The sequence below is a fragment of the Micromonospora sp. NPDC005197 genome, assembly GCF_040608295.1.
Taxonomy (GTDB): Bacteria; Actinomycetota; Actinomycetes; order Mycobacteriales; family Micromonosporaceae; genus Micromonospora.
In genome coordinates this window covers 1-11,903 of the sequence record NZ_JBEXHY010000147.1, presented here as the reverse complement: position 1 = coordinate 11,903, position 11,903 = coordinate 1, and the positions used below count along the sequence as shown (strand labels likewise).

The following is an 11,903-nucleotide window of genomic DNA, read 5'->3' as shown; positions in this document are numbered from 1 at the left end:
ACCGCAAACTGACCAAGATCCCGCCCCCCGCCCCACCCCCGCCGCCCGACGCCCGACGCCCGACGCCCGACCGCCCCCCGCCGACCGCCGACGGGCGGCGGGCGGCGGACATCGGGCGGCCGGTCAGGTGCCGGCCGTTGGGTATGCCCGGCCCGTGACTGACCGCCGATCGGCATGCCGACCTGGGCGGCGCGTGGGCCCGACCGAAATGCCGGTCTGTGTGGCACATCGATCCAACCGGCATGCCGACCTGGGCGACGCATGAACCCAAGCGGCATGCGGCGCCTCGACCCGGGCGGCGTGTCGACCTGCGCGGCGCGCGTGCTCCCGGGATTTTCAGTCGTGGTGCCCGCGGAGGATGTCGATCAGCGCGGCGACCAGCGCGAGCGCGATGATCCCCGTGGCGAGCAGTAGCGATTTCTCGAAGGCCGACGTCCAGTTGCCGCGACTGTCGGTGAGCGAGGAGAAGAACATCGAGCCGACGGCGGCGATGCCGGCCGCCGCCCCGATCCGCTGGCCGGTCTGGAGCATGCCGGCCCCACTGCCTGCCTGGGGAACGGGCACCTGGGCGAGGGTGAGTGTCTGGTTGGGGGCGATGACCAGTCCGCTGCCGATACCGGCGACGAGCAGTGGCGCGGCGGTGACCCAGGGCGCCGGGGCGTCGGGCGCGAGGCGCAGTGCGAGCACCGTGGCGGCCAGGCCGACCACCACGCCGAGCAGTCCGATGGCGACCAGTGGACGACCGAAGCGGTTGACGATGCGTCCCCCCAGCGCGGACGCGGCGGCGGACCCGAGCGCGAACGGGGTGATGGCGAGACCAGCGACGAGCGCGCTGTAGCCGAGCCCGTTCTGCAGGAACAGGGTGAAGATGAAGAAGATCGCGGTGAACCCACCGAAGTAGACCAGCGCGATGAGCGATCCGAGTGTGTACGACTGGAAGGTGAACAGCCGCAGGTCGAACAGGGGTTCGCGGTGCCGCGCGTACCACCGTTCCCACAGCCCGAAGGCGACCAGCACCGCCAGGCCGGCCGGGATGAGCGCCCACTTCCACGGCGTACGCCACTGCTGCTCCTGTACGAGTGGCAGCAGGATCAGCACCACGCCGACGCCGAGCAGCAGCACACCGACCGGGTCGAGTCGGCGTCGGCCGGGCTGCCCGGCGGGTCGACCGGGCAGCAGCCGCCACCCGAGGATCACCGCGACGATGCCGACCGGCACGTTGACGAAGAAGACCCACCGCCAGCCGTGCTCCTCGCCGCCCAGGGCGATGAGCAGCCCGCCGAGCAGCGGCCCGACGGCGGTGGAGATGCCGATGGTCGCGCCGAGCAGACCGAACGGACGGGCTCGTTCCGGCCCGCGGAACAGCTGTTGGATCAACCCGATCACCTGCGGGTTGATGATGCCGGCGGCGGCGCCCTGGAGCAGCCGGGCGGCGACCAGCCAGGTGGGGGACGTGGCCAGGCCGGCGAGCGCGCTGGTCAGGGTGAACAGCGAAATGCCGAAGACGAACGCGTTGCGCCGCCCGCGGAAGTCACCGAAGCGGCCGGCCGGTACGAGCACCAGCCCGAAGGTCAGCGCGTACCCGGAGAGGACCCACTGCAGGTCGCTCGGGGAGGCGTGCAGCGCGCGGTCGATGGACGGCACCGCGACGTTGACGATGCTCACGTCGAGCAGCGTCATGAACGCGGCGACCAGCCCGACACCGACGGCCTGCCAGCGTCGGCGGTTCTCGGCCGCGTCGACCGGCTGCGGCTCGTGCGCCGCGCTCATGCTGCCCCCCGTTGACGGTCGATCATGCATCCCTGACCGCTACCCCGGCAGGCGGGGGCCAACCGTCGGAGGTCACGCCATCTGACGGGCGCAGAATCGGGGGCCGAAGTCGAGGCCGGCCATCGGCGAGTCCTCGCGGTGCAGCAGGCCCTTCTGGGTGAGTTCGTGCAGTGGGGTGTGCACCTGCTCCTCGGTCAGACCGGATCCTTCGGCGATCAGGTCCGGATAGGGGACCTGGCCACGTGCTTCGAGGGCGGTGACCGCCTGGTACACGCGCTGCTCGATCTCCGACAGCTGAACCCGCTGCATGATCTCCTCCTCTGCTCGTCCGCTCCCGCGCGGACGGTCGCGTCACGTCGGTTACCCCCTGCCTGACCGAAGATGCCCACTCGATCGGGCGTTTGGCAGCTCGCCGTGCCCGGGCCGCGCAGCGGAGGGTGCCCTAGGCTGCAACCGTGATCGTCTGGGATCTCGTCGTCGTCGGCGCCGGCCCCGCCGGGCTCTCCGCGGCACACGCCGCGGCCCGCGCCGGCGTTCGTACGCTGGTTGTCGAGCGGGCCGCGCACCCGCGGTACAAGACGTGTGGCGGTGGCCTGATCGGCACGTCGCTGGCGGCCGTGCGCGGCCGCATCGAGGTGCCCGCGCACGACCGGGTGGACCGGGTGACGTTCACCCGCGACGGCCGGCGGGAGTTCACCCGCCGCAACGGCAGTCCGGTGGTGACCATGGTGCGCCGCGAGGAGTTCGACGACCGGCTGCGCGCGGCGGCGGTCGCCGCCGGCGCGCAGATGCGGGAGCAGGTCGCGGTCCGCGCGATCGAGCAGGACCCCGAGGGTGTACGCCTGCGGCTGGCCGACGGTACGACGATCACGGCCCGCACGGTGATCGGCGCGGACGGTTCCTCGGGGGTGACCGCCCGACACGTGGGTGTGCGCTACCGGCAGGTGGACCTGGGGCTGGAGTTGGAGGTGCCGGTGCCGCCCGCCGAGCAGGAGCGCTGGCGCGGGCGACTGCTGCTGGACTGGGGGGCGATGCCGGGCTCGTACGCCTGGGTGTTCCCGAAGGGCGACCGGTTGACCGTCGGTGTGATCGCGGGCCGGGGGGCGGGGGAGGGGACGCGCGCCTACCTGCGGGAGTTCGTCGACCGGTTGGGCCTGACCGGGCTGCCGGCGGAGCACGACTCGGGTCACCTGACCCGTTGCCGTGCGGAGGACTCCCCATTGCGCAACGGCCGGGTGTTGGTGGCGGGGGATGCCGCCGGGCTGTTGGAGCCGTGGAGCCGCGAGGGCATCAGCTTCGCGTTGCGCTCGGGGGAGATGGCCGGCGCGGCGGTCGCCGACGGTGATCTGGCCGGGTACGAGCGGGCGGTCACCGAGGGCCTGACGCCGGAGATGCGGGCGGGGTTCCGGCTGCTCGACCTGTTCACCCGCCGCCCTGAGGTCTTCCACGCTCTGTTGGCGACCCCGCCGGGTTGGCGGATGTTCGTCCGTTTCTGTCAGGGTCGGGCGAGTTTCGACGACATGCTGCGACGTCGACCGGTCCGGGCGGCGCTCGCGGTGTTGGACCGGCTGCCCGCCCCGCGCCGGCCGGCCGCCAGCATCCACCCCTGAGCAACAGCCCGGCGGTCCGCAGGCCCGCAGGCCCGCAGGCCCGCAGGCCCGCCGGCCCGCCGCGCCTGCGCCAGCCCGCTCGACCGTCCCTGCCGACCGCCCCTGCCGACGGCGCGTTGCCTCAGGCCATACACCCAGGATCCTAGGATGCCGTACGGGGTGTGTCGGGCCGCACCCGACGGTCGAGGGGACTGTCAACCGACAGACCGGTGCTGTGGGCCGCCCGCCGTCAGACAATGGCAGGGCAGGAGGGGGTGCCGATGGCCGAGCAACCGTTCACCGAGGGCGAGTACGCGTTCCTGCGCCACATCCGGTTCGGGGAGTTGCCGCCCGCCGTTCGCCCGGACGAGCGGGTCGCGCTGACCGAGACCGATCCCGGGCGGGACCGGCCGGAGAAGGCCGAGGACCCGATCCGCTGGAACGTGCAGGGCTGAGACTGGAACGGGCAGGGCTGAGAGACGAGCAGGCGGGCCGGGGTGTCGCCACCCACGGCCCGCCGACGTTCTGCGATCAGAAGACCGGCACGCCCTCGCGTACCAGTCGCCAGTTGGGCTGGAAGAAGTCGGCCGGGTTGATCGTCCCCTTGGCCTGCGCCCAGTCGATGAGCAGCTGGCGGATCTCCTGCTGCGCGTTGTAGACCTGGGTCTTCACGATGCCGGGGAAGTTGCCGCCGCCGCTGCGCCGGTAGTTGTTGACCGCCATCACGAACTGCGCGTCGTCCGCCACCGGGGTGTCGGTGCCGGGCAGCACCAGCCGGGTGATCCGCTGGCCGACCGGCTTGGAGATGTCGATGTCGTAGTCCAGGCCGGAGAGCGCGTCGTAGTTGTAGTCCGGCACCGACGGGTCGTTGATCTGCTTCGGGTCGACCGGTGCGCCCGGGGCGAGGGTCCGGAAGTACTTCGCCGAGTACTCCAGGTACGCGCGCACCTCGGCACCGCTGAGCACGACCGCTTCGAGCGTGTTGTCGAACACGTACAACCCGGCCACGTCACGGATCTTGACGTCGCCGGCGGGGAAGACCGCGGTACGGCTGAACGGCGAGGCCTGCGACAGCACCGGCAGGCTGGCGTACTGCGTGCCGGCCAGCGCCTTCGTGACGGTCTCGGCCTGGACGTGGTTGATGAAATCCAGGATGGGGGTGTCCTTGTACCGGGACTCCACCGTGGACATCTCCACGGTTGCCTGGGCCACCACCTGGTTCACGTACGCGATGGTCTTCTGGTGTTGGGCCCGCACGGCGGCGAGCACCTTCGGGTCCTCGGCCACCGTGTTGGTGTTCAGCATGGTGGCGGCCTTCTTGGTGATCGTCCAGCGGCCATGCTCACGGGCGAGGGTGAAGTCCATCCGGGTGAGCCGCTGGCCCCACTTCGACGGCTCGGAGAGCAGCACCTGCGCGCCGGTCCGCTCGTTGGTGACGAACCGCTCGACCACCTCGTTGTGGGCGTGCCCGAAGAGGATCGCGTCGATCCCCGGCACCTGCTGGGCGATGAGCGCCACCGGGTTCTCGTTCGGCAGCTCCGGGCCGTAGCTGGAGGTGCCGCTGTCGCCGCCGTGGGCGGAGATCAGCACGAGGTCCGCGCCGCGGGCCCGCATGATCGGCACCCACTTCGCGGCGGTCGCCACCATGTCGTCGAAGCGCAGCCTGCCCTCGACGTTGCCCTTGTCCCAGATGGCCACGCCGGGGTTGGTCAGGCCGAGGATGCCGACCCGCAGGGTCGGCGCCGCGAAGCCGAGGGAGACCTTCTTGATGACGTACGGCAGGAAGGCGGGCTTGCCGGTCTTCGCGTTGATCGCGTTCGCGGCGAGCGCCGGGAAGCCGAGCTGGCGGATCCACAGGTCCAGCAACGGCAGGCCGTAGTTGAACTCGTGGTTGCCCAGTGTCACGGCGTCGTAGTCGATGACGTTCATGGCCCGGGCCATCGGGTGCTTCTCGCCGGTGACGGTGATCGGCTCCTGCTTGGCGTAGTACGTGGCGAGGGGGGTGCCCTGGATGGTGTCGCCGGCGTCGAGGACCAGGGTGGCCTTGCCGCGCCGCTCGGCGCGGATCTGGTTGATCAGGGTCGCCAGCTTCGCGACACCGATGTCGTTGTGCTTGCTGTCGTCGTACTCGGCGTCGCGGTAGTAGTCCCAGTTGTAGACGTTGCCGTGGGTGTCCGACGTGCCGAGCAGCGTGAGGTCCCAGGTGCGCGACCGGGTCGCGCCCGCCGCCTGCGCGGGGGCGGCGGCGATCAGCGGGGCGGTCGCCGCCGCGGCGGCGACGGCGAGCACCTGGCGACGCGACGGACCGGATCCAGAGGTCATGACGTGCCTTTCCATGGGGGTGGACGCGCCTCGTGAGCGCCTCGCGCACCATAGCCAGCGCCTGTCACTTGCGCCACGCCAGCCCCGGTTTTCGCAGGCCGTCGCAGGGTAGGGCGCTCTCGACGAGGTCGCGGGGGAGCCGCCCGCACGGTGCGAGGAAGAAGAAGTACGGGTTCGCGGGCGGTGGCGTCAGCGGGGCCAGGTGGTGAAGCGGTGGCGCACCCGGGCGACGTCGTCGGCGTCCAGGCCGTAGCGGCCGAAACGCTTGTCGGACAGCCGGTCCAGGTAACGCCCGGCGGCCCGTACGTCGGCCGGGTCCAGCGCGGGGTCGACCTGCCGGGCGAGCATCAGCAGTTGCGTCACGTCGTAGTGCTCCAGGGCCGCCGCCACGTCGATGAAGTCTCGGACCTCGCGCCGGTTGACCAACGCCGCGATCTTGTTGGCGACCAGGTCGCGCACGTCCATCACCGGGCCGAGGTCCATCACCACCGGGCTCTGCTGCCGGTCCAGCCGGGCCAGGCTGAGCCGGATCTGCCGCCCGTCGCGGCTCACCACGAAGTCCTTCATGTCCTGGCCGTACCCGTCGAACAGATCGGCGAGCTCGCTGTCCGGGTCGGCGTCGGTGACGGTGAACCCGGCCCGCTCCAGCGCCACGCGCACCCCGGCGGTGGCCGCCGCGGCAGCACCCTCGACGTCGGCGAAGAGGTCCACGTCCTCGGTCGGCCGGGCGACCAGGCCGTGCGCGGCCCAGGCCACCCCGCCACCCAGCACGAACCGGTACGGCCCGGCGGCGGTCAGCGCCACCCGGGCCACCTCCCGGTAGAACTCGTGCAGATGTGGTGCGATCACGCCGCGCGCAGGCCGCGGTGCCGGCTCTCCCAGGCGAGGCGGACGCCCCGGGGCAGGTTGAGCAACCGCCACACCCGACGTAATGTCCGGCCGTTGATCAGGATGCGCAGGTCGTCGGCGCTGGCGGTCTCGCGCAGCACGTTCTCGTACATCCAGAGCAGCTGGTCGGGGTCGCCGAGGTCGAAGGTGCGCTCGGCGTTCCACATCAACCGCACCGGCAGCTCGACGACGCCGCGGGTGGGGCCGGTGAGCTCGGTGAGGGTGCGCGCCACCACGGCCGGACGACCCGGGCGGGCCAGGAAGACCACGCCGGTCGCGGTGGGCGAGACGGCCTGCATGCTGTCAGGGTAACGCCCGCCGGTCCCGGTGTCGCTCAAGCGACCTTCCTCGGCCTGCGCGCACGTCCCGGCGTGGTTGAGGAGAGCTGCCAGATGACCGACTGCTCGCCCGGTTCTTCAGGGCTAGGGTGGCCGCTTCCCGGTGTCATCTGAAGGGACTCGCGGTGAGCGGTTCGTCAATGTCGTTCGAAACCGCCCGCCGTATTCTCGGCAAGCACGACGCGGGGTGGAGTGAGAAGCTCGGCACCCTGCTGGGATTGGCGGCTCTCGGCAGCGGTGGCGCTGGCGCCCTGCTGCCGGCGATCAGCGCCGCGTGGGGATGGATCGACCAGAAGAACGAGCTGGTCCAGCAGATCACGATGGCCGTCGAGCGTTTCCGTGACCGTACCCTTCGGCCCGAAGGGTCGGGAACGGCACGAACTGATCGCGGCCGCGCACACCGCGGTGGTGGCGGGCGCGTTCTTCACTGCCCTCAACGACGTGGTGGGCAAGGGGTACTCGAGCCTCCGTCTCACCGAGGTCGAGAAACAGAAGATGGTTCCCGGCGGTGGCGCTGTCACGCACGACACCATCGTTTCGTACCTGCTGGGGGTGGAACTGCCGCTGCCGTGGGCGGGCTGTGGGTTCGAGGCCAACCTGATGGCCTCGGTGATCCCGTTCTACGAGTCGATGACGGAGCGCTGTCTGGGTTTCTTCCGGGGCCTCGCCGCCTGGGAGAAGATCGAGGTTGACCTGGGCTACCAGTTCGGGCATTTGATCCAGGCGCGCATCGTCGACAGCGCGATCAGAACCTACCGCGACGACTACCGTCGACTGGCCGCCGACGTGCCGGAATTCGGCATGTGGGCGTTGCTGGACCAGATCGGGTTCGTGGCGGCGACCCAGGAGGCCGCGCACCGCACGTCCGTGCAGTTCCAGCAACGGTCGCTCGCGCTCATGGAGCAGCTCCTCAACGACCTGCCGTACCTGCCGAACAGGCAGCACGGACCCGACCGGACGATCATGGCGCAGCGTAACCGCCATCTCCTGTCGGAGCCGATCGCCCAGGTCACCGAGATGGATCAGATGTCGGGCCTGCGGATGCCGACCACCGAATCGGGTTACGTGAATCCGCACTTCCAGTGGGCCGTCACCGACGGTCAGTCCCGTACCTGGGAGGAGGAGTGGTGGAAGCAGCAGCGGAACGGGCACCGGCTGGATCATTTCCTCGCCGCGTACTTCGCCTCGGCTCGCAGCGCGGAGCGTCCGCTGGTGATTCTCGGTCATCCGGGCGCCGGAAAGTGTGCGGTGGCGTCAGCTGTCCGTCGCCAGTCAGGACGTCACCAGAGTGGTCCTCCTGGACGGTCTGGACGAACTGATGCAGGCCACCGGCGCGACCGAGTCCGGCTTCCTGCACGAGGTGCAGGAGTTCCAGGAAAGGAGGCGTCGATCGGTTCGCCGGTCGCCGTCGTGGTGACCTCCCGTACCGTCGTCGCCAACATCGCGAACATCCCGGCCGGCTCGCTGGTGATCAAGTTGCGCGATTTCGACCGCGAGCAGGTCGACATGTGGAACGAGGTCAATCGGGAGCCGATCGCCAACGCGACGGTCAAACCGCTCGCCGCGGACACCGTGTGGTCGATGGGCGAGCTGGCCCGTCAGCCGCTGCTCCTGCTCATGCTGGCGATCTTCGGGGCGACGGACGACCCGCCGGTGGACGGCGCCGGTCAGGTCACGCAGGGGCAGCTCTACCAGTGGCTGCTCAACGGCTACGTGAGTCGTGAGGTCACCAAGGCTCCCCGGCCGGCGGGTCGACCGCTGGAGGGCGACGAGGCCGCCGCCCAGGCGGACCGCGAGCTGTGGCAACTCGGAATCGCGGCGTTCGCCATGTTCAACCGGGGGCAGCAGTCGGTCAGTGGCCAGGACCTGGACGCCGACCTGGCGCCGATGCTGCTGTCGTCGGCCGCGTACACCGGGAACCGGAAGCGTTTGTCCCGCCCGCTGGACCCGGCGATCCGTACGATCGCCCGGTTCTTCTTCATCCACGCGGCGGACGTCAACAGCAGTCTCGTCACCGGCAGCAGCTACGAGTTCCTGCACGCGACGTTCGGTGAGTACCTGATCGCCTACCACGTGTTGCATCAACTGGACGGCCTCGCGAACGCGCGGCGATACCTGCCGGTCGGTCAGGAGTGGACCGATGACCAGTTCATCCGTTCCAGCCAGGAGCGCGAGACGTTCGGCCGGTTCCGGGACTACAACCCGTCCGGGCGCAACCTGCTCGGCCGGGTCGCCGCCTACCTAGGAGGATCGTCCGGCCCGGTGATGAGTTGTCGCGCCCGCACCCGTCATACCTGCGACGGGACACGACGAGACGGGAGCATGACGTGACGAGTGCGCACACGGACGAGCAGATGGGTGGGGTCGACGAGCCGGCCTTCGCAGGGCTGGCGGGTCGGCACCGGCGGGAGCTGCACGTGCACTGCTACCGGATGCTGGGGTCGTTCGAGGATGCCGAGGACGCCGTGCAGGAGACGTTGCTGCGCGCGTGGCGGCGGCGGGAGACGTTCGCGGGGCGTTCGTCGTTCCGGGCCTGGCTGTACCGGATCGCCACGAACGCCTGCCTGGACCTGCTCGCCAGGCGCCGCCCGGAGCCGGCGACCGGCGGCGAGGTGCGGTGGTTGCAGCCGTACCCGGACCGGCTGCTCGACGAGCTGCCGGCGGGAGACGCGGACGAGCCGGAGACCGTCGCGGTCGCGCGGGAGACGATCGAGCTGGCGTACCTGGTGGCGGTCCAGCACCTCGCGCCGCGCCCCCGGGCCGTGTTGATCCTGCGGGACGTGCTGGGCTGGCCGGCGAAGGACGTCGCGGAGCTGCTCGGGGACTCCGTCAACTCGGTGAACAGCGCGCTGCAACGGGCCCGCGCCGGCATGCGCGAGCACCTGCCCGCCGAGCGGCAGGACTGGACCGGCGGCGAGGAGGACGCCGGGACGCGCGAGCTGGTGCGCCGCTTCACCGACGCGAGCGTGGCCAAGGACATCGACGCGCTCGCCGCCATGCTGCGCGACGACGTCCGCTGTTCGATGCCGCCCACTCCCGGCGTCCACGTCGGCCGCGACGCGGTGCTGAACGACTGGATCCAGGATGGGTTCGCCGACCTGGGACGCCTACGCGGCGTCCCGACCGCCGTGAACCGGCAGCCCGCCGTCGCCTTCTACCTGTGGCGGGAGTCCGAGGGCGCGTACCTGCCGCTGACCATCGACGTCCTGCGCGTCACCGGCGGGGCGGTCGCCGAGATCGTCATCTTCCACGACGACCAGTTCGCGCGGCTCGGGCTGCCGCAGCGCCTCCCGGCGGACGGTGCCAGGTGAGCGCCGCGGCCCCGGCGTCGGGCCGGACCAGCCGTACCCACCGACTGCGCCGGCTCGCCGGTGTCGGGCTCGTCGCCACGCTGGTCGCGGTGCTGGCCACCACTGTCGCCGCCGCGCTCGCCCGGGCCGCTGGCGTCGACTTCGCGGTCCCCGCTGGTGGCGAGACGATCCCGACACCCGGGTTCGCCGTGGTGACCGGCGTCTTCTCGGTCGTGGGCATCGTCATCGCCGCCGCTCTGCTGCGGTGGAGCGTGCGCCCCGCCGCGCGATGGGTGTGGACGGCGGTGTCGCTGACCGCGATTTCGTTGGTCGCGCCCCTGCTCTGCGGGGGCAGCGCCGCCACCGTCACCGCCCTTGCCGGACTGCACCTCGTTCCCGCGGCCGTGATGATCCCCGCGCTGAGATGGAGCCTGCGCACCGAGTGACGGTGCCGCGACGCCACCCTCTCGATTAGCGAAGACTCCTCATCTGACTTATGTTCGTGAGGTCGCTCGCGTGGGAGGGGGTGTCGGGGATGGGTCTGCGGACGTTCATCGAGGGCTGGCCGGTGTATCGGCAGCTCACCGGCACGGACCCGTTGGGCCGGGGCGCGGCGGCGAAGTCCGCGCGCTCGGCTGGCCTGACCGCCCGCACCGAGACCGCCGAGAGCGTGGCCCGGTCCGTCTGTCCGTACTGCGCGGTGGGGTGTGGGCAGCGGGTGTTCGTGAAGGACGGGCAGGTCACGCAGATCGAGGGTGATCCGGACAGTCCTATCTCGCGAGGTCGGTTGTGTCCGAAGGGTTCGGCGAGCAAGAGTCTGGTGACCAGTCCGTTGCGGCAGACGACGGTCCGCTACCGGCGGCCGTACTCGACGCAGTGGGAAGACCTGGACCTCGACACCGCGCTCGACATGATCGCCGACCGGATCCTCGCCGCCCGCGAGCAGACCTGGGAGGACGTTGACGAGCAGGGCCGGCCGCTCAACCGGACGTTGGGGATCTCCAGTCTGGGCGGGGCGACGCTGGACAACGAGGAGAACTACCTCATCAAGAAGTTGTTCACGGCGATGGGGGCGCTGCAGATCGAGAACCAGGCCCGTATTTGACACTCCGCCACCGTCCCCGGTCTGGGGGCCAGCTTCGGTCGTGGCGGTGCGACGGATTTCCAGCAGGACATCGCCAACGCTGACGTCATCGTCATTCAGGGTTCGAACATGGCCGAGGCGCATCCGGTGGGTTTCCAGTGGGTGATGGAGGCCAAGCGTCGTGGGGCGAAGGTGTTCCATGTCGACCCGCGGTTCACGCGTACGAGCGCGGTGGCCGACGCGTACCTGCCGATCCGGGCGGGCACCGACATCGCGCTGCTCGGCGGCGTGGTGCGCTACATCCTGGACAACGAGCTGGACTTCCGCGAGTACGTGCTCGCCTACACCAACGCGGCGACGATCGTCAGCGAGCAGTTCAGCGACACCGAGGACGGCGACGGCTTCTTCTCCGGCTTCGACCCGGAGACCGGCAGCTACGTGCAGGACAGCTGGCAGTACGAGGGCCACGAGGGCTCCTCCGGCAGCGGGCACACCGCCCAGGAGCGTGACAACGCCGCGGGGTTGGCGCACGAGTCGCACGGCGCGCCGGTGGGCGGGCAGACGCAGCGGGACGAGACGTTGCAGCATCCGCGCTGCGTTTACCAGATCCTCAAGCGGCACT

At 70.7% G+C, this 11,903-nt stretch carries 11 protein-coding genes; 6 read left to right on the top strand and 5 right to left on the bottom strand.

Annotation, left to right across the window (positions count from 1 at the left end):
* Positions 1-336 precede the first annotated feature (336 nt).
* Both ABZU46_RS28095 and ABZU46_RS28090 read right to left on the bottom strand, forming a co-directional pair.
* On the bottom strand, positions 337-1,770 hold the full coding sequence (locus ABZU46_RS28095; protein WP_354862436.1) for an MFS transporter: 1,434 nt from the start codon (positions 1,768-1,770) through the stop codon (positions 337-339).
* Between the two features lie 72 nt (positions 1,771-1,842).
* Entirely contained in the window at positions 1,843-2,079 is a 237-nt protein-coding gene (locus ABZU46_RS28090; RefSeq protein WP_354862434.1) for a hypothetical protein, read from the bottom strand.
* A 146-nt stretch (positions 2,080-2,225) separates the two neighbouring features.
* On the opposite strand from ABZU46_RS28090, the gene ABZU46_RS28085 reads away from it, so the two are divergent.
* Both ABZU46_RS28085 and ABZU46_RS28080 read left to right on the top strand, forming a co-directional pair.
* The gene (locus tag ABZU46_RS28085) at positions 2,226-3,380 is read left to right on the top strand and encodes a geranylgeranyl reductase family protein (RefSeq protein ID WP_354862432.1); all 1,155 of its coding nucleotides are present in this window, start codon (positions 2,226-2,228) and stop codon (positions 3,378-3,380) included.
* Positions 3,381-3,640: 260 nt separating this feature from the next.
* Positions 3,641-3,814, top strand: coding sequence for a hypothetical protein (locus tag ABZU46_RS28080; protein ID WP_354862430.1), 174 nt, complete (start codon positions 3,641-3,643; stop codon positions 3,812-3,814).
* A 76-nt stretch (positions 3,815-3,890) separates the two neighbouring features.
* Here ABZU46_RS28080 and ABZU46_RS28075 read toward each other — a convergent pair whose 3' ends face one another.
* From ABZU46_RS28075 to ABZU46_RS28065, 3 genes are all read right to left on the bottom strand, one after another.
* Positions 3,891-5,681, bottom strand: a complete 1,791-nt coding sequence (locus ABZU46_RS28075) for a 5'-nucleotidase C-terminal domain-containing protein (protein ID WP_354862429.1) — start codon at positions 5,679-5,681, stop codon at positions 3,891-3,893.
* A gap of 189 nt (positions 5,682-5,870) precedes the next feature.
* The gene (locus ABZU46_RS28070) at positions 5,871-6,530 is read right to left on the bottom strand and encodes a nucleotidyl transferase AbiEii/AbiGii toxin family protein (protein WP_354862427.1); all 660 of its coding nucleotides are present in this window, start codon (positions 6,528-6,530) and stop codon (positions 5,871-5,873) included.
* Positions 6,527-6,868, bottom strand: coding sequence for a hypothetical protein (locus tag ABZU46_RS28065; protein WP_354862426.1), 342 nt, complete (start codon positions 6,866-6,868; stop codon positions 6,527-6,529). The genes ABZU46_RS28070 and ABZU46_RS28065 overlap by 4 nt, the downstream gene beginning before the upstream one ends.
* 378 nt (positions 6,869-7,246) lie before the next feature.
* On the opposite strand from ABZU46_RS28065, the gene ABZU46_RS28060 reads away from it, so the two are divergent.
* The 4 genes from ABZU46_RS28060 to ABZU46_RS28045 form a co-directional block, all read left to right on the top strand.
* Positions 7,247-9,238 (top strand): hypothetical protein, encoded by a 1,992-nt coding sequence (locus tag ABZU46_RS28060; protein WP_354862425.1) that lies wholly within the window; start codon positions 7,247-7,249, stop codon positions 9,236-9,238.
* Positions 9,235-10,218, top strand: coding sequence for an RNA polymerase subunit sigma-70 (locus tag ABZU46_RS28055; protein ID WP_354862423.1), 984 nt, complete (start codon positions 9,235-9,237; stop codon positions 10,216-10,218). The genes ABZU46_RS28060 and ABZU46_RS28055 overlap by 4 nt, the downstream gene beginning before the upstream one ends.
* Positions 10,215-10,643: a DUF6069 family protein gene (locus tag ABZU46_RS28050; RefSeq protein ID WP_354862421.1), complete on the top strand. Its 429-nt coding sequence runs from the start codon at positions 10,215-10,217 to the stop codon at positions 10,641-10,643. The genes ABZU46_RS28055 and ABZU46_RS28050 overlap by 4 nt, the downstream gene beginning before the upstream one ends.
* A gap of 89 nt (positions 10,644-10,732) precedes the next feature.
* Positions 10,733-11,903, top strand: a 1,171-nt coding sequence (locus ABZU46_RS28045; protein ID WP_354862420.1) for a molybdopterin-dependent oxidoreductase, incomplete at its 3' end; no start/stop codon positions are given.